The organism is Butyricicoccus sp. AM32-19 (assembly GCF_003480365.1).
In the GTDB taxonomy this organism is placed as follows: domain Bacteria; phylum Bacillota; class Clostridia; order Oscillospirales; family Butyricicoccaceae; genus Agathobaculum; species Agathobaculum butyriciproducens.
Map to the genome: position 1 here is coordinate 26,769 of NZ_QUIX01000004.1, position 21,739 is coordinate 48,507.

Consider the following 21,739-nt stretch of genomic DNA (forward strand, 5'->3'; position numbering starts at 1 on the left):
AAATTCTCCTCTTATTCCGGACAAATCCGAATCTCAATCCCCGGAAATTCCCTTTCAAACCGCCGCTGCCATGCCTCTGCCCTGCTGTTGCCGGCGGACAGGTGCAGCAGCCAGATGGTGAGCACGCCGCTGAGATCCTGCTTGTGCAGCCATTTGATAACGTCCGACACCTCAAAATGACTGTGCCGAATGCGCTCCTTGAGCACCGAGGGAATGCGGTCGCTGCGACCCAGCAGGCTTTCCTCGTAGTTGCACTCGACGGCGATATAAGTCAGCCGGTCAGCGGTGACGCCCAGATTGGCGGTATCGACCGCCCAGAGCAGCCGCTCCTTCGTGCGGCCGTCCTCAATGAGGAATCCGAGCGGCTCCTCTACATTATGATAGGTGCGGAACGGAACGACCGTCAGGTGTCCGAACCGCAGAACCTCGCCTGCCTTGATGAGATGCGCCGCGTCCATTGCGTCCTTGTGGGCGGCGGCTGTGCCCTCGCTCATATAGATCGGAACGCCGCCTTTCAGCAGCTGTGCGGCGGCTTTGGCGTGGTCCTGGTGCTCATGGCTGACCAGACACGCGGTAATGCCCGCCACGCCGTAGCCGAGCCGCTTTTGCAGCTCCTTGAACGTCAGTCCGCACTCCAGCAGCAGAGTCGTTTCACCGTCCGACACAACGTAGGCGTTGCCGCGAGAGCTGCTCGCCAGTGATGTAAACGTCAAATCGGGCACGCTCCTTTGCTGTCAGGCGGCGTTTCCGGTTCTTCGGGCGGAATATCGACCTTTTCCTCGGGTGCGTTGTCCGCGAACTGCGTAGACTTGCGGATGATGTCCTGCACCCACTCGGGCAGTTTGCCGAACACTTCCATGTCCGGCTCATCCGCATCAAATACGAGGATTTCACTCTCCGGCTGCGGTGCCGGAAGGCCTTTAGGGAAACCGGTGACCGCCTCGATGCGGTTGTACTTGCTACCGTCATCCTTTTCAACGACGGTCACGCTGAGCATGGCCGGTACGCCTGCCATCTGCATCAGATCAAAGCCATCACCGGCCGGATCCAGCTCCGCATCGGTCAGCGCCTTACCGCGCCATGCGGTCAGCATCTGGAATAGCGCCGCACGCTCATGCAGCGACACCGTAAACCGGCGGGACGACAGCCAGCGCGGCTTGTCCTCGCCGTCCACCTCGACACGCTCATCCGGTATCTCGAAGATGAACATACATTCCTCGGCGTACTTGCCCTGCTTCTGCTTCTCGAACTGCTTGTACTGCTGACCGAGGTCAACGACCGCAACGCAAACACCTATGTAGGTGCCGCCGTCCATCAGCGGAATGCTGCTCACGACCTTGCGTTTTGCTTTCAGGCTCATTCGATTCTCAACTCCTTATCCTGCTCCGAAACCACCAGCCGCACGACCTGCGAGCCGATAGGCTGCAAATGTGTAACACTCTCGGCGTTGTCCACGAAAAGCGGTACACGGCGGTCAAAATGTGCGGAAAGCGTGTCGATAATGTCCATGCCAATGTTGATTTGCATGGCGTTGTTCGTGCCCTCGAACGTCGAGCCGTTCCTGTCCATCGGCTCACAGCAGTCTGCCAGACCGCCGTTGACCTGCTCAGTGAACAGTCGCCAGCGTGTCAGACGGAACTTGCTGTTGACGCTCTCGGTGATAGCCTGCACGCGGTAGCGTGTAAACTCCTCGCACATGGCAATGAGCCTGTCCATCTGCTCGACCTTGGCGGCGGCTTTGCGCTGCTCGGTCTGCAACTCGGCAATGCGCTTTTTCGTGTCCGCGAGTGTCTGCTCCTTGGCAAGAACGGCATCGCTTTCCAGCTTGCGGCGCGTCAGCTCGGCGTGCTCGGTTTCCAGACGGGTCTTTTCCGCAGCGGTGTCGCTGTTCAATCGGTCGAGCCGCTTTTCCGTATCCGTGATGAGCATCTGGATGGCGTTCCTGCGGCGGTCGTAGTCCGGCAGGTTCTCCGGTTCTGTGATGACCGGCGGCGTATATCCGTCAAGGGCAATCTGCGCTTTCTGCACCTCGTCCTGTGCGGATTTCAGCGCCGTTTCCGCATTCGCAAGGCGCTCCTGCGTGGCGGCAATGCCCTGCTTGACCAGCTTGCTGTCCTCAAGGAGTGCGCCCTTACGCTGCTGCTGATAGGCGGCAAAGGCTTCGCGCGCCTCTGCAACCTGCTCTGCCGGCAGCGGCTGATGGCAGGTCGGGCAGACGGTTTCCGTGAACTCTTCCATGTCAATCGCACGCCAGCGGGCACGGTAATCGTTTAGGCGGGTTTCGCCGTCCGCGATGTACCGCTTTTCATGGTCAATGGTTCTCTGAAAGCGATCAACGTCCTGCTTACGTTCGGAAAGCGCACGGCGCAGCTCGTCGGTCTTGTCCTCGACCGGCACGCGCTGACTGGCAAGATGGGCGTTGTTTTCGGTTTCCAGCTCACGGAGCTGATTTTGCAGTGCGCCCAGCTCGTTGCGTGCCTGTGCGGCAAGGGTGTTGTTCGTGAGCTTCACAAGCTCGCCCTGCACCCGCTCGCGCTCGGCCTGCAAACGGTCGCTTTCGCTGTGCGCTGCCGCGAAGTCAAGACTTTCCAGCTCCGCTACCATGCGGCTGCATTCATCCACGCGGACCGGCAGCGTGTTCAGGTTTGCGTTCATGTCCTTGCGCTGCTTCATCAGCACGGACTTGTATTCATCCACTGTCCGGCGGCCGACTTTCTCGGTCAACTCGGCAAACTGCGGTGCAGTCGCGAGCAGCTGCTTGTCCTCCGGCAGACCGCAGATCTCAGCGAGCAGCGTGCGGCGGTCTTTCCAGTGCATTCCTTTCGTTACCGCCCAGACATCGGTGAGCAACTTAAACTGTCTCTCGTCGATCAGCTCTGCAATGCGGCGCTTGTATGCGTTTTCGGCAAGCGGCACATCGTCGATGTAATAGTCACGGGTGTCACCGGCGTAGCGCTCGATGGACGAACCGCGTGGCTTCTCCCACTTCTCGCGGAGCACCTTGCGCAGCTTGATTGGCTCGCCGTCCACCTCCAGAATGGCGGTGACCTCGGGCATCGTGCCTGCCGGTGCACCAGTCGGCTTGATGGCCGGGCGGCTGTGGCCTGCGCTGTCCTTGTCGAAAAGCAGCCACGTCAGCGCGTCGTAAACGCTGGTTTTGCCTGCGGCGTTCTCGCCATAGATGTTGTTCACGCCCTCGTGAAAGTCGAGGTGCAGGACGTTGAAGCACTTGAAGTGCACCAAATCCAAGGATTTCAGAAGGATGTTCATGCTTCCATCTCCTCCAGCAGGCTCTTGATGATGTCCTTCGGCGTGCCGCGGCGCAGCAGGTCGGCAATGTCGTCGCCGGTCAGCTTCGCGCCCTTGCGGACGAGTGCTGCACGGCAGGTCGCGTCATCGTAAGTCGTGCGCTTCCAGACGGGCGAATCCTTGCTTGCGATGGCGCGGGTCATAGACACGCGAAACGCTTCACCGACGTTCTTGTCCTGCTTGCGGATCTCGGTGTACATGCTTGCAATCGCGTAGCTGATCTGGGCGGTGATGAAGTCCATCTCGCCGGACAGCTCGACTTCGGTCTTGTTCACGCCATTTTTTTCCGTACAGATAATCTTTACCATTGAAAATCTCCTAACTTCATGCTATTATGTGGTTGAATACTTTTACCTGCCGCTGATCGGGATTGCCGTCCTGACAGCGGCGTTTTTCATGCGCGCACTTCGTCGTAGGCGATAACAGCCGCGATCTCGCAGACCGACACATCGGCGTCGGGGTGCTGCTCGATGATGTACGACAGCTTGCGGATTTCCTGCTCGATGACCGACAAAGCCTTGCGCCAGCAGACAGCCATCTTGTTGAAGTCGTCCACCCGACCGACCACAGCGTCAAACGCCGTGAAGATCATGCGGTCAACATCGACCGGCTCTTTTGCTGGTTCCGGCTCGGCCTCGACGGACGGCTCGGTTTCAGCTTCCTGCTCCGGCTCTGCTTCGACCTCGGGTACCGGTTCGGTACTCGGCTCCGGCGTCTTGCTGCCGGTCCGCTGCCGTGCTGCCATGGCGGCCAGCTTGGTGATGACCTTATCGCGGGATACGCCCAGCGCCTCCGCGATCTCGTTCGCGGACTTGCCCTCGTCGCGCAGCGTTGCCAACTGCTCGAGCTGTTCATCTGTCCAGCGGAAGTACGGGCGCTTGCTCGGCCGCGGCTTGCGGTGCGGACTGTCGAACTCGGATGCGACCGAGGCGAGAGTTTCTGCGAAATTGTTGTTAGACATAGGGTTTCATCTCCTTTTCATTCCGTGCTGACACCCTCGGCCATGAACTTCTCGAACGCGGCCTTGGGAATGATAAAGTGCATACGCCCGCTCGGCTGACGGTACGCGATGCCAAACGGCACCTGCTTGGTGCGGATCAGGTTGCGCAGCGAGTTAGGGTTCATGCCCAGACGTTGTGCGCATTCTTTTGCGGTGTAGGTTTCACGCTTGTCCGTCATGTGAATTCTCCTCTCTTATGTGATAAACTTAGCTGTCATCCGTGCAATGCAGATCAGAGCAGCCAAACTGATGTAAAATACCGCACAGAACATGTCGATACGCTGATGGAACAGCCTGTTCTTCAACAGGTGGATCTGCACCAGAATGAGCAGCTCCCAAAAAGCAATGCCCGACGGGAGGTAAATCATGAAGCATCACCACCCTTCTTGATGGGTTCTCGTACATGCTTTCTTGTTTCCAGCTCGTATTGCGTCGTTTCTACATAAAGCAGCATATCTCGCTCATCAAATTCCTTGAAAATGTATTTTGACAGCGCAATAGCTGATTGGGCATCGCCCTTTCTTGCTGCCGCCGCAAGGCATTCATGCAGCAACTGCAGCACCGAGTAGCGAATATTATCCGTGGACGAAATGCGCAGTATTTGTTTCTGTTCTGCCATTTTATCGGTTCTCCTCCGAATTGCTGTCATCGAGCGCTCGTCGTACGGCCTTTGCCAGATTGTCTAAGGCACGCCAGCGCAGGAACTGATATACGCAGCTGCGTACAGTCCAGCCTAAGGCGAACGACGATACGCATAAAGCGGTAATTGGGAAAATCATTGGTTTTCACCTCACTTTTACGCTTGTACCCTAATCCAGCATTTGCTATAATATTGACAAAGGAGGTCTTATTATGACAAATTCTTGCTTTGTTGTTATGCCAATCGGTACACAAATTTACAATGGTGTAACTGTTTCCGAAAATGATCTGCGTAAACGATACGACTACATTATCAAGCAGGCTATCCAAGCTGCCGACCCCACGCTTGAAGTCATCCGAGCAGATGAAGAACTGAATCCCGGTTCAATGAGCAATGATATTTTCATGAAGTTGATGCACTCCAAATATGTTATTGCTGACATCACATATCCTAATCCAAATGTATTTTATGAACTCGGTATACGCCATGCCATCAGCCCACGCACCATTCTTATCCGTGAGCAAAATGCACCTTCAATTCCTTTCGATATTTCTCACTTGCGCTATATCGAATACTCTTTGGAAGCAGGTGGTATGGAAGATTTGAAAACAAAGCTCATCTCAAGATTTGGTTTCTATCAACGAAATCCCAATAAGCCTGATAACCAGTTTTTGGAGTTGTGCGCATTTACCAATTATGTACCCACTCTTTTCGGACAAAAAGCAGATCCACAACAGGAAGTAATGAAAAATTTTCTCAATTTCTGCTGTACCCAACCAACCCTGTTGCAGCAAATGCTCCGCCCTGGCTTAACATCCGAAGATCAGGAGCAAATTATTATGCAAGAACTGGCTAAACATCCAGAAGAAATGGCTAAAATTATCCTTCCTTTAATGATAACATAACTCCATTTTTGCATTAACATAGAGCTCATCCAACCATCTGATTATGGTATCTCGCTCGCGCTTCGGAGGAACATTTGCAATACTAATCTCAACTGCAAATGTTTCTCCGTTTTTTTCAAAACAAAGTGCCTTCTTAATAGATTTTTGCGTGTTTTCAGTCATTGTTTCTTACCTCGCTTTTGTCACTTATCGTGACTATCTGTGTCAAAAAAAAGAGCCTGTACGGTCGTGTGGTAGTAATCCGCCAGTTTGACCTTGATCTCGTCACGCGGTACACGCTGTCCATTCTCGTACATCGAGATAGCAGACAGCGAAATCCCTACCGCACTGGCTACAATATCACGCGGAATGTTACCTCTTGCCTGCACAAGCCGTTCTGCAATCGTCATTTTTGTCACCTCCTTGCGTGTCACTTTATGTGACAATGTTATTATAACAACCTCGTCAATCTTTGTCAACACATTTCGTGACATTTTTCTATTTACTTTTGTCACGGGTCGTGTTATGATACCAACATAAGGAGGCGATCCATTTGGCACAACTTAGTGATATGCTCACTTATTTGCGAAAAAGAAAAGGACTGTCCCAGCAGGAGCTTGCAAACACCCTGAAAATATCCCGCAGTGCGATCGGTATGTATGAAACCGGCAAGCGCGAGCCAGATCTGGAAACCCTTGAAGTTTTTGCCGACTTCTATAATGTAGACATGAACACGCTGACCGGCAAAGCACCTATCAAGGAACAAACAAACAAACTTCCCGACAATGCCGTTCCGGTTGACTTCTCTCACCTAAAGCGCATCCCCATCCTCGGCCGCATCGCTGCAGGAGCGCCGATCTACGCCGAAGAAAATATCGAGGGCTACACTTTTACCGACCTTAACGGCGGCGCAGAATACTTTGCTCTGCGCGTACGAGGTGACAGCATGAATGCCGCCCGTATTTTTGATGGTGATATTGTTATTATCCGTAGACAGGATATTGTTGAAAATGGCGAGATCGCGGCAGTCCTTATCGACGATCAAGACGCAACCCTCAAACGCTTTTCTCGAAGTGGTAACATAGTAACCCTCATGCCGCAGTCCACCAATCCCAAACACAAGCCGTTTGTTTACGATTTGAAAGAGACTAATGTTCAAATTCTGGGTCTGGTCGTCAAGGTTGAATTTCGACCGAGCTAAAACAAAAATCCCCATTCACTGGTAGAACCGTGAACAGGGATAGGATATTTATGCTGCCGCACTATACCGCAGCGTGTACTTCTTGCCCCGGTACTCAAAACTTTCCGGGTAATCGTGGCGCTCCAGCCACAGGCTGACCTTGGCAACGACCGACTTCGTGTACTGCACGTTCGTTCCGGCGTGGCCGCTGACGGCGCTCTGGAACGGCGCAAGCTCTTTTTCCTCGGGCAGTACGTCCACCTGCGCGATGATCGCGGAGATTGCGTGTGCGTGCGGTTTGCCCGATCTGGACATTACGCCAACCTTTTTAGCAATCGCGGTCGCATCGAACAGTTGCTTGTTCAGCGTTACGCCCTCGAGCGGGATCTCCACACCGACCGGCGCGTACAGACTCTTCATGGCAACGGCAACAAACTGCGGCGCCATACCGGCCTCCTTGAGTGTCTGGCGGATAATGCGTGCCGCGCTGTTGACCTCGCCGAGCCGCTTCTGCGATACCTTCGGTGCCGTGTACTCGCCGTGCTTGCGGATTGCAGGCAGCACTTCGGACGTTACCCAGCGCTTGAACGCTCTGGCCGCCGGCAGCTTGCTGGACAGGATAAGGCTGTACAAGCCGGACTCGTTGATGATAACCATGTTCTGCTTGCCGCCGGGGGTTGTCATTTCAACCACCCCCTTGTCTTCGTCATCGATGTGCTTGCGGACCGCCTGTGCGGTATCGGAATAACCGAGAATGTCCGCTACGTCCTTGCCGACAAACCACGGTTCGCCGTCCTTAGTCAGCGTGCGAACCTCGCCGAACTGGTCATTTGCGAAAATCTGAATTTCTTTGCTCATTGCATTGTCCTTTCGTCCATAGGTGGAAAGGAGCGGCGGGAACATACCCCGCCATGCGTTACTCCAATGCTGTCCCCCATTTCGGGGTGAGCGCGCTCAGTTGTAATTACAGGTGGTATCTTACCGCATGGCACCAATTCTGTAAATTGACAAAATGACGGTGAAAAAACTTCAATCTCGCGTTTTCTGAACTTTTTGATACGTTTTATCATTCATCCAACCGACACCAGCGGTTCGCAGCGTTCTGCGGAGCTTTCTGGCATCTTTGGCGTTACTATAAATATTCAACAAATATTTTTTCAAAAAAATCCCGCCCCGGTGCTACCAACACCAGAGCGGGACATGAGGTACTGACAAATCGCGAAACCTATCAGTACCTCTATTTTATCACACCTTCATGCGATAAGAAAGGGGTTTTATCATTATGAACGGAAGTTTCCGCAAAAAGCCGAACGGCAGTGTGGAACTGCGTGTCTGGCTCGATATGCCGGACGGCAGCCATGTTCAGAAGTCATTCTGCAGGCGCACTCGTGCGCTCGCTAAAGCCGCCTACGAGGAATTTCTCGAGAAAGGTAAACAGACGCAGGCCCGGCGGAAGTCGGTCGGAGGCTGGGGCGCAGAGTGGCTGGAACGCAAAGAGCAGTCGGTCAAGTACCGCACCTACGCCAATTACGAGCTGTATTTCAACCGCTATATCCTGCCTATGCTCGGCAAAATGTCGCTCGACAAGGTCATGCCCGCCGACATTGAGCGGCTGATGGGCAGCGCCGCGCACCTCAGTAAGAGCGCACGCCACCACATCTTCATCACCATCGACCAGATCATGAAAAGCGCGGTTGCGAACGGTCTGTGCAGCCGCAATCCGTGCGAGGGTATCAAGGTCAAGCCGGACGCGACATTCAAGAATATCACCGTCTACAAGCCGGACGAAATCGCCTGCCTGCTCTCTCACCTTGACCGACCGTTCGGTGTGGCGATTGCCATTCTGCTGTACGCCGGTCTGCGCAGCGAGGAAGTCATGGGGCTGCACTGGCGCGACATCGACCGGAAGAACCGCACAATCACCGTCCGGCGCGTTGTCACCCGTGTTGCCAAAGGCGAGTTTGCGCCCGTGGACGTGACCAAGAACGAGCGGGTGCGCGTTGTCACCTACGGTGACCAGCTTGCCGCGGTGCTGGCGGACGCGCCGAAAACGAGTATCTACGTTGTTCCGGCAAAGCGCGGCGGTTACATGACACCCGGCTCGTTCCGCCGGCAGTACGACAGCTTTTTCGATGGGCTGCCCATTCGCCGCCTGTCGCCGCATAAGCTGCGCCATACCTACGCCACCTACCTCATCAAGGGCGGCGCCGAGCTGCGCGCCGTGCAGACCCTGCTCGGACACTCGTCCGTTAAGGTCACCGAGATCTATACGCACATCAATACCGACGACCAGCGCCGGGCGTCGCAGAAGCTGGCGTACTGAATTTGTAATTCCTCCGAAAAAAATCGGAGGAATTTTTTCTTAGTTGACCATTTGTGGTCAATTTATACGGTATATCAGACATATATTGAAGGGTATTCTTAAATCATAAAAAAGGAGCTTGTAGATATGTGGATGGCATTTAGAAAGAATATTGCTTTTTCTGATAATTATGTTACAATAAATTTGAAAGGAGGGGAATGTATGCAACGAGAATACCCCGTGCTATCGTTGTCGAACTATATTTGTTCAACGACAGCTGATGATGGTAGAACGGTTACAAACTTGCAGCTGCAGAAAATTTTATACTATATTCAAGGATATTTTATGAGGTGCTTAGATTCCCTTGCTTTTGATGAGGATATATACAACTGGCAATATGGTCCGGTTGTTCCTGAAGCTTATTTTGAGTATAATGTAAACCTAAGCAATCCTATCAATAACATCGATGTTACTGCTGCCAATGAATTTGGTAATTCTTTGCGGATTGATAGTAAAGCATTTAATTTATTGCATAAGGTCCTAAACAAATGCTTACTGTATTCTGCAAGACAATTAGTAAGTATGACACACAAAGAGGATCCATGGAAAAATACTGCTTCACGACAGATGATAAGCAAAAATGCAATTAAACGATTCTTTGCATGTAATGATCCTCTTGGATTGGACTCTTAATCTGATATGGAATATTCTGAGAAACTAAGTGAACTCATTGAGAGCATGACACATTATATTGAGCCATCTGATGAGGAAGCCGACGAGTTACTCAATGATTTTCAAGAAATCTATAACGATGGTACTTTTCGGCATTCATATTATGAAATTTCCCAACAATTAGAGGGCTTTCAGAGTGATGTGCGCGATAATGTCTGTGCTGTTCTTGAACGAGTGATGTCGAGAATATCAGACGATCATTCTAACCTTAGTAAGGGTATGACAAAGTTATATGATCATATTAAGTTAGAAGCATTACGTTTGGCTAGAATGGAGAAAGTGGCATTTTTAAGTGCTAAAGCGGATGAAGCATTAAAACAAGCTCAACAGTTGAATAAAGAAAGCAACAAAAATGTAACTGATCTACTTGACCGTGTCAATGGATTCCATGGTCAATCTATTGCAATTTTAGGTATTTTTTCTGGTATAGTATTGGGTTTCTCAACTGAGATCAAGTTACTGACAGAAACTTTCTCGAACATAAATAATATGAATGTGAAGAATATGCTTCTATATTTATTGATAGTTGGATTTATTGCATTTAACACATTATTTATGTTAATGTACGCAGTATCTAAGATTGCGAATCAAAGCATTGCAGCATCTTGCAAAGGAAGAGAATGTGAGTCCTGCCCAGAAAATCATCGAGCCTGGGGACGGTTACGCCGAAAATATCCTTATGTTCTGTACTTTAACATCATGGTATTGATAAGTGCAGTGGTTGTATTGGTTGTTTTTAGGCGATAGTAAAAATTTTCATAACTGTTCAAATATAATACATCATCATATACCATTCCTACTCCTCAGGCAAAGATGTTGCTGTATAGGGCATCGACTTCGGAGTGATATTTATCTAAAGAACAAGGGAATAATAAGGGAACAACCCCGAAATCGTCAGCTATTCTGCGGGTTTGCTCCACACTGTAAATCTGTCGTCTATGACTTCGGTGGTTCGAATCCACCACCGGACGGGCAGGCACGCGTGTGGCAGTAAAGCCATAAGGCTGCACCCGCCAATCACGGCAGGCACGCGCCCAATCCGAAGGAAAGAACGGTCGTTCAATGATGAAATCTACCAGCACGGACCGTTTGTAACGATATATTGCCATTTGCGACGTTATCCCTTAGGGGCGCGCACACCCACCGCAGTGGGCGTCCAGCGAGCAACCGCCGTAGGCGGCTCTTAGCGAGTCGGAGTGTGCGCCCCCCTACCAATCAATGACAACGTGTAATTTAGGCGAACACTGTTCGCCCTACGGGATATATGGTGCAAAACCATGTCTCTCAACAAACAAGCGCTCCGGTCTCATCACTTGACAAAACCGGAGCGTCCGTTTATAATACTGATATAAGAACGGCTCTCACGTGTCAGGTGCGGTCGTTCCCCGAACAAGTTTAGAGCTTGAGGAAAACGCCGCTGCCTTTTTAGGTGGCGGTTATTTCTTGAGGTTCAAAATACCGAAGACAACCGTCGCAAGCAGCATCAGAAGCGTAAGTACCTCCATTGTTGTCATGCGCGTCACCCCCTTATTCCGGGGGAATAACCTCGCCGTTCCATATCAGCAACTTCATTATAGCATACATGGTTTCATACTGTCAATAAACCGCTCTTCGGGGCGGCTTTTGTGCATTTACCTCGTATTTCAATCACATAAACCCCAAAACAGGCACACCTCTCGGTGTGCCTGTTTTCCGTATATTACTCTCTATCCTGCGACCCGCTGTCTCCTACCACAGAATCAGCAGATCGGATATTGTACTTGCCGCGATGATGACGAGCCAGCAGACAAGCGGTGCTGCCCACTCTGCCCTTCCCTCGCCCCGCGGCGCGAGTTTGGGACACGCTCTCATCAGCAGCTTTGCCGCCGCGAAGCCGAGTGCGCCGCCCAGGGTATTCAGCAGCAGATCATCCACCGAGGTGACGCCGCCCGCGACCAGCTGTATCAGCTCAATGCTGAGCGAGGTGCCGAAGCACCACCAGATGGTGCGGCCTGCCCGCTCGAACCACCGCCAGAACAGCGGCAGGAACAGCCCGAGCGGAAACAGCAGCGCGATATTTCCGGCAATGTTCACGAACGGACCCAGACCGGGCGCCTCCGGAGATTTTACCACGGAAATCATATCCGCGAACGGAACGAGCTCCAGTCTTGGCTGCGGCAGCCTGCCGAGGAATATCTGCGCCAGCGAGGGACCGGTGAACAGTCCCACGCCTGCAAGATACACCAGCAGAAGCAGCGTGCCGATGATACCGCGCTTTCTCATCCGACAGCCACTTCCGTCGTATAGGCAACATCACCGTCCTGTACAGACCCGACGCCGTTTTCCGCGTCCTTCTCCGCCTGTGCACGGTATTTCTCGATGATATCCTCCGGATAATCCTCTTCGGTGTAGCCTGCGCTTGCGTTCCACTCATCGCCCTTTTCGTCCGTGTAGGTCAAGCATACGCTGCTGCGGGCAAACTGCTGCATAATGCCGTACGCCATCGCATTGCTGCCGTACAGATTCATTGCGTCAATGTTGACCGCGTTTTTAAGCAGTGCGTCAATGTCCGCTCTGTCGGTCACCTGCACGCCCTGCCAGATGTCTTTATCCGGCAGATAGATGCTCAGTGTAATCAGCTTTACGTTTTTCGCGCCGACAGCCTTGGGAACGATATTGGCATACTTTTTGATAAGTGCAAGCGTCTTGACATCCTTATCGGTCACGCAGACCGCTCCCTCGCTGATATAATCGTCGTTGTTCTGCTGCGAGAATTCCATGCGCAGCACCGGCATGGCATCACCGGTGTGGGTCAGCGTCTCTGCCTTGAGCGTGTCAATGATCTCCTGCGCCTTCTGCGAGTCGCTGAGTGTGCCGACGCCGTTGTAGCCGTCACCGTTGGTGTAGAAAACAATGTTGCGGTGATAACCCTCATTGACCTCGCCGAGCGCAAACAGCGACCACGCCTTCTGTTTGTACTCTGCGGACTGGTAAATCTGCTTTTTGAGCGTGAACACTTCGTCTGTGGCCGGCAGCTCATACGAACGGCTCTTCACCTTGCCGTTCTTCAGCTTGAAGGTGACGGTGATGCACTCCTTCTGTGCATTTTCATCCGTATTATTCAGGCTTTCCACGCCGAGCGCCGCCAGCTGCCGCGCTGCCGCGATGTTTTCCGGCTCACTGAGCAGTGCCGATTCACCGACGTAACCCATCGGCGCTGCCGCTGCAATGCTGCCCTCATCCGGCAGCCACTCATCATAACCGAACACATCCGCCTGCATGGTCAGCAGACCCGCACACAGCACTGCAAGGATGATAACCAGCTGCAGCGGCTTGCGGAAGATGGCGCGGAAGTCGAACGCATAAATAATCTCCACCACGCAGTGGAAAATGACCGTGCCGAGTACCAGACCGACCCAGAACCACAGCTCGGATTCGTAGACCAGCATTTTGAAAATCTCAGCGAACGCCGTACCCATAACCACGCAGATAATAATCTTGACGGGCAGCTTGATCGGGTTGAATGCCAGTGCCGTGCCCGCCCGCTCGCTCTTGCGGATGCGGAACAGGAACAGCGCCAGTGCAGTGATAACGATCGCCGCAACCGCATAGCCGATCAGCAGACCGATAGCACTCGGCTCCTGCAGCCCGGCGGCGTAATCCATCGTATAGACAGGCTCCACTGCCCCTGCCCAGCTATGCATTTTCGTGCCGTTTACGCCGAAATACTGAATCAGCGGTGCAAACTTGTTGCAGAACAGCAGCGAAGTCACGGAGGCATCCGTCACATAGGTCTGGAAGAACATGCTCTTGAGACCCTGCCACAGTGCGGTTACGAGCGTCGGTCCGAAGTACACCCACAGACCGAGCAGCAGCGTGATGACCGTGTTGCCGCACAGGATGGTCGTAACAGCCGCCATCGCGTACAGCAGGAAGAAGAAAATGACGTTGGACGCGATCACGCCGATGAGCGATGCGTTGACTACCTCACCGAAGCCCATCGCGCACGTGCAGACGATGCTCAGCGCATGCAGCACGAGGTACGGCACCAGCGCACACAGCGCACCGGTCGCGTAGTCCACCGCGAACAGGCGGCTGCGCGAAATCGGCAGGCTGTGATAGAAATCCACCTTGCGGCGGTTGTGCAGGTACGCGAACATGCTCACACCGCAGGTGACCGCCAGAATGATGACGGCCAGCTTGACAAACACATTCTGTCCGCCGAGCATCTCACCGACGCTCTCCACATATCCCTGCCAGCTTGCCGCAGCATCTGCCGCACTCAGATTGACCAGATCCTGCTTATGTGCCGACAGGCTGTGCTGCGCCGTCATAATCACCGGCAGCAGCTGCGCCATAAAGAATCCCACCGTGGACAGCACGATGGCCCACAGATTGCGTTTCATGCAATCCCGCACGAGACCCTTAGAACAGGAGTTTCTTGACATCATAGCCTGCCACCTCCGTTTCATTGATAAAGATTTCCTCCAGCGTCAGCGGGAGCATTTCGCAGAAGGTCGGGTTCAGCGCGTTCACCCTGGCGAGCAGCTCTTCCCGGCTGCCGCGCGCCGTAATAGTGTACAGCGAGCCGCGCTGCTCCTTGTGCAGAATGTCAAAGCCTTCCCAAGCGGAATCCGGCAGCGGATTCGGGAAAATGCACTGCATTTTGTACATACCGAGCTTCATGTCGTCCAGATCGCGCGAGAACAGGATGCCGCCGCGATGCAGCAGACCGACATGGTCGCAGATGTCCTCCAGCTCACGCAGGTTGTGCGAGGCGATGATGGGTGTCAGACCTCTGTCCGCTACATCCTCGGCAAACAGGCTCTTTACCGTCTGGCGAACGACCGGGTCGAGACCGTCGAACGTCTCATCGCAGAATAAGTAGTCCGTGCCGCTGCATACGCCGCAGATGACCGAAACCTGCTTTTTCATGCCCTTGGAGAACGTCCGCAGCTTGCGGTTTTCGTCCAGACCGAAGCCGTTCATCAGCTTGCGGTAGCGCGCTTCATCGAATTTGCTGTAAAAGCGCTTGTAGTAGTTTTTCATTTCCTTCGGTGTGCTGTTCGGGAAGAAAAACTGCTCATCCGAGATAAAGAAAAACCGCTCCTTCATCGCAATGTTCTCGAAAATATCCTTGCCGTCGATCTGCACCGTGCCCTCGTCCGGCTGCAGGATGCCTGCCAGCATGCGCAGGAACGTGGACTTGCCCGCGCCGTTCGAGCCGATCAGGCCGTAGACCGAGCCGTCCTTAACTTCCGCGCAGATGTGATCGACCGCCGTGATGTCCTCAAACCGCTTGGTCGCGTTGGTTGCCGTAATCATGTTCTGCTCTCTCCTTTCCTCTCTACCCAGCCGCGCATCTGCTCCTCGGTCGCCCCGAGCGAGCGCGCCTGACCGGCCAGTGCGGTAATCTGCTCACCCAGTTCGTTAAGCCTCTGGGAACGCAGCACCGCTGCATTGTCCGATATAAAATTTCCCCGTCCTTTTGCGGCGTAGATCACACCGCGGCGTTCCAGCTCTCCGTAAGCGCGCTGTATTGTGTTCGGGTTGATCGACAGTTCCATCGCAAGCTGCCGTACACTGGGCAGCTGGGTGTCCGCCGGCAGTGCCCCACGCAGAGCCAGTCCCTCAATGCCGTCCACCACCTGTTCATAGATGGGTCGGGCATCCCGATAGTCGATTTTAATCACCTGACGCGCCTCCTTTCCTTTTGTTGATTTGAGAGTGTATCAACTGTACTGTGTGTTTTAGTACAGTTAGATAATAACACGAACCAGACGGCATGTCAAGCATAATTAGTAATTAGGAATTAGAAGTTAGTAATTAACGTGATAGAAAGCCTTACCGTAGGGTGCGCCGACCCCGGCGCACCGTGTAAACCGTCTGCACATGCGTAACCGTAGGGGCGAACATTGTTCGCCCGCAGCGCGACCGGAGCCTGCGCAAGGAGCGGCCGCAGCGCGACCGGAGCCTGCGCAAGGAGCGGCCGCACACCCATTTAACCACAACGTGGGAGCACACTGTGCTCCCCTACGGGATAAATGTTGCCGATGAATTTACAAACGGTGCGCCGAGGTCGTACCCCAGGGCACCTTCTCTTGCGGCTATGCCGCAATTCACCTTGCCGCACCCTACGGTAATGTTTGTGCAGTTATTTGTCGGTATGAACATGATTTATCGTTGCAAAAGAAAAAGGGCGCACAATGTGCGCCCTGCGGAGAACCATCCCTTCACGGTCATTCTCCATTTTCCATTTTCCATTTTCAATTCTCCATTATTTCCATTTCCACTCGCGGACTTCCGGCATATCCTCACCGTACTCGGTGATATACTGCTGATGCTGCACCAGCTTATCGCTCATCTTCTGGTAGAGGTACGCGCCGCGGTTGCCAAGCTGCGGCAGGCGCAGCAGAACGTCCTTGACGAGATGGAAGCGGTCGATATCATTCTGCACGCGCATATCAAACGGCGTGGTGATGGTGCCCTCCTCCCTGTAGCCGCGAACGTGCAGGTTGCGGTTATGACGGCGGTAGGTCAGCTCATGGACGAGCGTCGGGTAGCCGTGGAAGGCGAAGATGATCGGCTTATCCTTGGTGAACAGCATGTCGTACTCGGCATCGGACAGGCCGTGCGGATGTTCCCGTTCAGGCTGCAGCTTCATCAGGTCAACCACGTTGACAACGCGAACCTTGAGTTCGGGCAGCTCTTCCCGCAGGATGGACACGGCAGCCAGCGTTTCGAGCGTCGGCGTCTCGCCGCAGCACGCCATAACAACGTCCGGTTCTGCGCCCTGATCGTTGGACGCCCACTCCCAGATGCCAATGCCCTGAGTGCAGTGCTGCACAGCCTGCTCCATGGTCAGCCACTGCGGACGCGGATGCTTGGATGCCACGATGACATTGACATAGTTGCGGCTCTTGATGCAGTGATCGAAGCAGCTGAGCAGGCAGTTTGCATCGGGCGGCAGGTACAGACGGACAACATCCGCCTTTTTGTTGGCGATGTGGTCAAGGAAACCCGGGTCCTGATGGGTAAAGCCGTTGTGGTCCTGCTGCCATACGTTGGAAGCCAGAATCAGGTTGAGCGACGCGATCGGCTGACGCCACGGCAGGCCGTTGCAGACCTTGAGCCACTTGGCGTGCTGTGCCGCCATCGAGTCGATAATGCGGATGAACGCCTCATAGCTTGCGAAAAAGCCGTGACGGCCGGTCAGCAGATAGCCCTCGAGCCAGCCCTCGCACATGTGCTCGGACAGCATGCCGTCCATCACGCGGCCGCTTGCGGACAGGAATTCGTCGGTGTCCAGACGCTCAGCGTTCCACTCGCGGTCGGTGACCTCGAAAATGTGGCTCAGGCGGTTGGACATGGTCTCGTCCGGGCCGAATACGCGGAAGTTACGGCTGTCCATGTTCAGCTTGATGACATCGCGGACATAAGCGCCAAGCTCGATCATATCCTGACCCTCAACCGCACCCGGAGCCGGAACATTCAATCCGTAATCGCGGAAATCCGGCAGGCGCAGCTGGTGCATGAGCAGACCGCCGTTGGCGTGCGGGTTTGCGCCGATGCGGTGCTCGCCGGTCGGCGCCAGTGCCTTGAGTTCGGGAATCAGCTTGCCGTTTTCGTCGAACAGCTCCTCCGGATGGTAGCTGCGCAGCCACTGCTCGAGCATGGGCAGGTGCTCCGGGCTGTCCATCATCAGCGGCACCTGATGCGCGCGGAAGCTGCCCTCGATCTGCTTGCCGTCCACGTTCTTCGGGCCGGTCCAGCCCTTCGGGGTGCGCAGCACGATCATCGGGTAGATCGGACGGGTCGTGTCGCCGGTCTCACGGGCGTGCTTGCGGATGGCGAGGATTTCCTCGGTTACGGTGTCGAGCGTGTCCGCCAGTGCGCGGTGTACCTTCATCGGCTCATCGCCCTCGACGAAATACGGCTTCCAGCCGCAGCCCTCGAGCATTTTGCGCAGCTCCTCTTCGGGAATGCGCGACAGCACGGTCGGGTTGGAGATCTTGTAGCCGTTCAAGTGCAGGATCGGCAGAACAACGCCGTCCGTCACCGGATTGAGGAACTTGTTGCCGTGCCACGAGGTTGCCAGCGGGCCGGTCTCCGCCTCGCCGTCACCGACAACTACGGTTGCGATCAGATCGGGGTTATCCAGCACCGCACCAAAGCCGTGCGCCAGAGAATAACCCAGTTCACCGCCCTCGTGGATGGAGCCGGGGGTCTCCGGTGCAACGTGGCTGGCAATGCCGCCCGGGAACGAGAACTGCTTGAACAGGCGCTTCATGCCCTCAGTGTCCTCGCTGATGTTCGGGTAAACCTCGCTGTAAGTGCCCTCGAGATAGGTGTTCGCCACGAAGAAATTGCCGCCGTGACCCGGACCGGACAGCAGGATCATATCCAGATTATACTGCTTGATGATGCGGTTCAGGTGAACGTAAATCAGGTTCTGTCCGGGCACCGTGCCCCAGTGGCCGACGATCTTCTTCTTGATGTGCTCGGGCTTCAGCGGCTCCTTCAGGAGCGGGTTGTCGAGCAGGTAAAGCTGACCGGCTGCAAGATAATTTGCCGCCCGCCAGTATGCGTCCATTTTGTTCAGCATTTCGTCGTTGATGTGTGCTGCCATAGCGTAATGCTTCCTTTCTGCGGTTGACTGTATGCTTGGTTTTATTATTCTATCCGTTTTAAGGCAAATAATGCGATAAAACGTCCACCTGTTTTTTCATTCCTTATCACGCTGAGATAATAGCACATCGTTATTTATTTGTCAATATAATATCTTGCCATGAGAGTAGAGCGTTATACAAGGCAGGAGTACTTGAAAATGGAGAGTGGAAAATGAATGTGATGGTTTACGTTTACGTTCACTTTCAATTCTCCATTCTTCCGAAAAAAGAACAGCGTCCCGCTCTATCCAAGCGGAACGCTGTAATTTCATTGCATTTTTATCAAATCTGCGAAGTAAACACCTTATAGCCATCATCGGTGAGGGTGTCGATCAGGCGCTTGGCGTGGTCAACGCCGCCGACCTCACAGACGACATGGATAATCGCCTCGCCGATCTCGAGGTCCGTCTGTACGCGGTCATGCTGGAACAGGATGATATTGGCATTCTGCTGTGCAACGATGTGCGAGAAATGCTCGAGTGCGCCCGGTGCATCCGGCATGAGCACAGAGAACTTCAGCTGACGGCAGCGGGTAATCAGGCCCTTTTCCACAATCTTGTGGATGAACGAAACGTCGATATTGCCGCCGGACAGCACGCATACGACCTTTTTGCCCTTTACATCCACCTTGTTGTTGAGCACAGCCGCGAGCGGAGCCGCACCGGAGGTCTCAACGACCTGCTTGCAGCGCTCGAGCAGCAGCAGAACAGCGGAAGCAATCTCGTCATCAGAAACCGTGACAACGCGGTCCACATACTTCTTGATATACTCAAAGGTCTTTTCGCCCGGGGTCTTTACGGCGATACCGTCAGCGATGGTGTGCACGGTATCGGACGGAGTGCGCTCACCGGTGCGGAACGAATTTGCGATCGCCGGTGCGCCCTCAGCCTGTACGCCGATGATCTGGATGCGCGGGTTGATCTGCTTTGCGCAGGCAGCCACGCCGGAGATCAGTCCGCCGCCGCCGGCCGGAACGAAGATCATGTCAACGCCCGGCAGGTCGCGCAGGATTTCCAGCGCGATGGTGCCCTGACCCGCCATAACATCCTCATCGTCAAACGGGTGGATGAACTCTGCGCCGGTCTCCTCGCAGATCTCGCATGCCTTGGCATAGGCTTCATCGTAAATGTTGCCCGCCAGAACAACCTCGGCACCGTATCCCTGGGTTGCGGAAACCTTTGCAATCGGCGCGGAACGCGGCATAACGATGGTGGACTTTACACCGGCAGCGGTTGCCGCAAAGGCAACGCCCTGTGCATGGTTGCCCGCAGAGGACGCAACAACAGCGTGCAGGTCGCCCTCAGCGAAGCGCTTCATAATCTTATTGTAAGCACCGCGCACCTTAAAGGAGCCGGTCTTCTGCTGGTTTTCGTACTTCAGATAAACCTCTGCGCCGGTCATGGCGGAGAAGGTGCAGGACGTAGACAGCGGAATGTTGTGGATGACGTTTTTCAGTCGGTCCGCAGCTGCCTCGAAATCTTTTAATTCTAACATTGAGCATCTTCCTCGTTTTTGCAAGTTAAGATAATAATAGCACGTTCTTTTTTTGATTGCAAGACACATATTATATATATGAGTCAGTAATTAGCAGTTAGGAATTAGTAATTACTAATTATTATTTGCCTTTATCTCATGAATTTGCTATACTAAAGAAAGATTATTGTGGGAGGAACTGCAATGGACGAGCAAACCCGTGGATTCCGCAGTGCCATCTTCGGCGGCTTTAACCGCGAGGACGTACTGCATTACATAGAAGAAACCGACACGAAATACTACACCGAGACCGCCGAGCTGCGCTCTCAGCTGACCGAGGCTCAGTCCGCGATGAACGAGCTGCGCACGCAGAACGAGGCGCTTACCGCGAAGAACGCCGAGCTGCTCGAGCGGCTGGGCGAAATGACGCTGGATACCGATAAAATCCGCGCACAGCTGGACCAGATCGAAAGCGGTTTTTCCCTTCAGGCGACCGAGATCGAGGCGCAGAACGCCCGTGCGGCGCAGCTTGCGGCGGAAAACGACCGGCTGACCTCGGAGAACGCCAAGCTGTCGGCCAAATGCGGTGAATACGATGCGACCAGAGAGAAGATCGCCGAGATGGAGCTTTCTGCGTACCGGCGCGCCAAGCAGATCGAGGAGGACGCCAAGGTGGAGCTGCAGAAGCTGCGCCGCAAGTCGATGGAGACCATCGAGCAGGTGCGCCGCCAGCTGGATGCCACCAAGGAGAACTACCGCACCGTGCTGGCACGCAACCAGCAGGAATCCGCCGAGATGGCCCGCAAGGCCGGTGAAGTGCTCGGCGAAATTGACAAGATCAGCGCGTCGCTCGGCAAAAAGGACGGCGAGGCACCCCATCCCGAGCCGGACAAGGCAAAAAACGGACTGCGTGAGGTTCTGAACAATCTGCGCCCGAAAACGGAGGAATAAGCATGGCACACTACGATTTGAAAACCGAACAGCTCAAGGAAATGGCGCCGAAGCTGCGTGCGGGCGACACCGTAACGCTGACCGGCACGGTCTACACCGCGCGCGACGCCGCACACAAGAAGATCGTTGCCGCGATGGACGCAGGCGACAAGCTGCCGTTCGACCTCGACGGCGCGGCGATCTACTACGCCGGACCGACCCCCGCAAAGCCGGGTCAGGTCATCGGCTCGGTCGGCCCGACCACCTCCGGCCGTATGGACCCGTTCGCACCGCGTCTGCTCGATGCAGGTCTTGCCTGCATGATCGGCAAGGGCGTGCGCAATCAGGGCGTGCAGGACGCAATGGCGCGCAACGGCGCGGTTTATATGGTAGCCATCGGCGGTGCAGGCGCGGCGAAGGCGGCTTCGATCAAGAATGTCGAGGTCATCGCGTATGACGAGCTGGGCTGTGAGTCGGTCAAGCGTCTCACCGTGGAGAATTTCTCCGCCATCGTCTCGCAGGATTCGGTCGGCGGCAACCTCTACACCGAGGGCGTTGCAAAGTATAAGAAGGATTGAGCCAAAAGGCGGACGGTTGTCCGCCTGAGGCTGTCGAAAAACTTCGTTTTCCGAACAGCCTCT

General features: G+C 54.3%; 23 protein-coding genes. 7 read left to right on the plus strand and 16 right to left on the minus strand.

From position 1 onward, the window contains the following. Positions 1-11 precede the first annotated feature (11 nt). The 8 genes from DW806_RS05025 to DW806_RS05055 all read right to left on the minus strand — a co-directional run bounded on the left by DW806_RS05025 (position 12) and on the right by DW806_RS05055 (position 4,928). The gene (locus DW806_RS05025) at positions 12-713 is read right to left on the minus strand and encodes an MBL fold metallo-hydrolase (protein WP_158578298.1); all 702 of its coding nucleotides are present in this window, start codon (positions 711-713) and stop codon (positions 12-14) included. Next, a complete protein-coding gene (locus DW806_RS05030; RefSeq protein WP_118729312.1) occupies positions 710-1,360 on the minus strand; it encodes a phage replication initiation protein, NGO0469 family in 651 nt (216 codons plus the stop codon). The genes DW806_RS05025 and DW806_RS05030 overlap by 4 nt, the downstream gene beginning before the upstream one ends. Then, positions 1,357-3,270 (minus strand): AAA family ATPase, encoded by a 1,914-nt coding sequence (locus tag DW806_RS05035; RefSeq protein ID WP_118729313.1) that lies wholly within the window; start codon positions 3,268-3,270, stop codon positions 1,357-1,359. The genes DW806_RS05030 and DW806_RS05035 overlap by 4 nt, the downstream gene beginning before the upstream one ends. Continuing rightward, positions 3,267-3,617, minus strand: coding sequence for a hypothetical protein (locus DW806_RS05040; RefSeq protein WP_118729314.1), 351 nt, complete (start codon positions 3,615-3,617; stop codon positions 3,267-3,269). The genes DW806_RS05035 and DW806_RS05040 overlap by 4 nt, the downstream gene beginning before the upstream one ends. 86 nt (positions 3,618-3,703) lie before the next feature. After that, entirely contained in the window at positions 3,704-4,270 is a 567-nt protein-coding gene (locus DW806_RS05045) for a GcrA family cell cycle regulator (RefSeq protein ID WP_118729315.1), read from the minus strand. Between the two features lie 17 nt (positions 4,271-4,287). Further along, positions 4,288-4,488, minus strand: coding sequence for a helix-turn-helix domain-containing protein (locus DW806_RS05050; RefSeq protein ID WP_118729316.1), 201 nt, complete (start codon positions 4,486-4,488; stop codon positions 4,288-4,290). Between the two features lie 15 nt (positions 4,489-4,503). Beyond that, positions 4,504-4,677 (minus strand): hypothetical protein, encoded by a 174-nt coding sequence (locus tag DW806_RS15140; RefSeq protein WP_158578299.1) that lies wholly within the window; start codon positions 4,675-4,677, stop codon positions 4,504-4,506. After that, positions 4,674-4,928 (minus strand): hypothetical protein, encoded by a 255-nt coding sequence (locus tag DW806_RS05055; RefSeq protein ID WP_118729317.1) that lies wholly within the window; start codon positions 4,926-4,928, stop codon positions 4,674-4,676. The genes DW806_RS15140 and DW806_RS05055 overlap by 4 nt, the downstream gene beginning before the upstream one ends. A 233-nt stretch (positions 4,929-5,161) precedes the next feature. Here DW806_RS05055 and DW806_RS05060 point away from each other — a divergent pair, with 233 nt between their 5' ends. Further along, entirely contained in the window at positions 5,162-5,854 is a 693-nt protein-coding gene (locus DW806_RS05060) for a hypothetical protein (protein WP_118729318.1), read from the plus strand. 182 nt (positions 5,855-6,036) lie between these two features. On the opposite strand, the gene DW806_RS05065 is transcribed toward DW806_RS05060, so the two are convergent. Then, entirely contained in the window at positions 6,037-6,243 is a 207-nt protein-coding gene (locus tag DW806_RS05065) for a helix-turn-helix domain-containing protein (protein WP_117490524.1), read from the minus strand. Positions 6,244-6,386: 143 nt separating this feature from the next. On the opposite strand from DW806_RS05065, the gene DW806_RS05070 reads away from it, so the two are divergent. Continuing rightward, on the plus strand, positions 6,387-7,034 hold the full coding sequence (locus DW806_RS05070; RefSeq protein ID WP_147358074.1) for a LexA family protein: 648 nt from the start codon (positions 6,387-6,389) through the stop codon (positions 7,032-7,034). 48 nt (positions 7,035-7,082) lie between these two features. Here the strand turns inward: DW806_RS05070 and DW806_RS05075 are convergent, their stop codons facing one another. Continuing rightward, on the minus strand, positions 7,083-7,871 hold the full coding sequence (locus DW806_RS05075) for a BRO-N domain-containing protein (RefSeq protein WP_118729419.1): 789 nt from the start codon (positions 7,869-7,871) through the stop codon (positions 7,083-7,085). 424 nt (positions 7,872-8,295) lie between these two features. On the opposite strand from DW806_RS05075, the gene DW806_RS05080 reads away from it, so the two are divergent. The 3 genes from DW806_RS05080 to DW806_RS05090 all read left to right on the plus strand — a co-directional run bounded on the left by DW806_RS05080 (position 8,296) and on the right by DW806_RS05090 (position 10,794). After that, a complete protein-coding gene (locus DW806_RS05080) occupies positions 8,296-9,336 on the plus strand; it encodes a tyrosine-type recombinase/integrase (RefSeq protein ID WP_118729320.1) in 1,041 nt (346 codons plus the stop codon). A gap of 126 nt (positions 9,337-9,462) precedes the next feature. Further along, a complete protein-coding gene (locus DW806_RS05085) occupies positions 9,463-10,008 on the plus strand; it encodes a Panacea domain-containing protein (protein ID WP_118729321.1) in 546 nt (181 codons plus the stop codon). A 6-nt stretch (positions 10,009-10,014) separates the two neighbouring features. Then, positions 10,015-10,794, plus strand: a complete 780-nt coding sequence (locus DW806_RS05090) for a hypothetical protein (RefSeq protein ID WP_118729322.1) — start codon at positions 10,015-10,017, stop codon at positions 10,792-10,794. Positions 10,795-11,775: 981 nt separating this feature from the next. Here the strand turns inward: DW806_RS05090 and DW806_RS05095 are convergent. The 6 genes from DW806_RS05095 to ilvA all read right to left on the minus strand — a co-directional run bounded on the left by DW806_RS05095 (position 11,776) and on the right by ilvA (position 20,189). Continuing rightward, on the minus strand, positions 11,776-12,309 hold the full coding sequence (locus tag DW806_RS05095; protein WP_118729323.1) for a VanZ family protein: 534 nt from the start codon (positions 12,307-12,309) through the stop codon (positions 11,776-11,778). Beyond that, a complete protein-coding gene (locus DW806_RS05100; RefSeq protein WP_158578300.1) occupies positions 12,306-14,477 on the minus strand; it encodes a DUF6449 domain-containing protein in 2,172 nt (723 codons plus the stop codon). Before DW806_RS05100 ends, DW806_RS05095 begins: the two co-directional genes overlap by 4 nt. Then, the gene (locus tag DW806_RS05105; protein ID WP_117751839.1) at positions 14,452-15,351 is read right to left on the minus strand and encodes an ABC transporter ATP-binding protein; all 900 of its coding nucleotides are present in this window, start codon (positions 15,349-15,351) and stop codon (positions 14,452-14,454) included. Before DW806_RS05105 ends, DW806_RS05100 begins: the two co-directional genes overlap by 26 nt. Beyond that, positions 15,348-15,719 (minus strand): GntR family transcriptional regulator, encoded by a 372-nt coding sequence (locus DW806_RS05110; protein WP_118729325.1) that lies wholly within the window; start codon positions 15,717-15,719, stop codon positions 15,348-15,350. Before DW806_RS05110 ends, DW806_RS05105 begins: the two co-directional genes overlap by 4 nt. Positions 15,720-16,303: 584 nt before the next feature. Beyond that, entirely contained in the window at positions 16,304-18,655 is a 2,352-nt protein-coding gene (locus DW806_RS05115) for a phosphoketolase family protein (protein ID WP_118729326.1), read from the minus strand. Positions 18,656-18,977: 322 nt separating this feature from the next. Next, complete coding sequence (gene ilvA / locus DW806_RS05120) at positions 18,978-20,189, minus strand: threonine ammonia-lyase (protein ID WP_118646328.1); 1,212 nt, start codon at positions 20,187-20,189, stop codon at positions 18,978-18,980. A 183-nt stretch (positions 20,190-20,372) separates the two neighbouring features. Between ilvA and DW806_RS05125 the strand changes: the two genes are divergently transcribed. Together DW806_RS05125 and DW806_RS05130 are read left to right on the plus strand one after the other, a co-directional pair. Continuing rightward, complete coding sequence (locus DW806_RS05125) at positions 20,373-21,119, plus strand: hypothetical protein (protein ID WP_117492274.1); 747 nt, start codon at positions 20,373-20,375, stop codon at positions 21,117-21,119. A 2-nt stretch (positions 21,120-21,121) separates the two neighbouring features. Beyond that, positions 21,122-21,676 carry a FumA C-terminus/TtdB family hydratase beta subunit gene (locus tag DW806_RS05130; protein ID WP_118480468.1) on the plus strand — a complete coding sequence of 185 codons (555 nt, stop codon included), beginning with the start codon at positions 21,122-21,124 and terminating at the stop codon, positions 21,674-21,676. Positions 21,677-21,739: the final 63 nt, after the last annotated feature.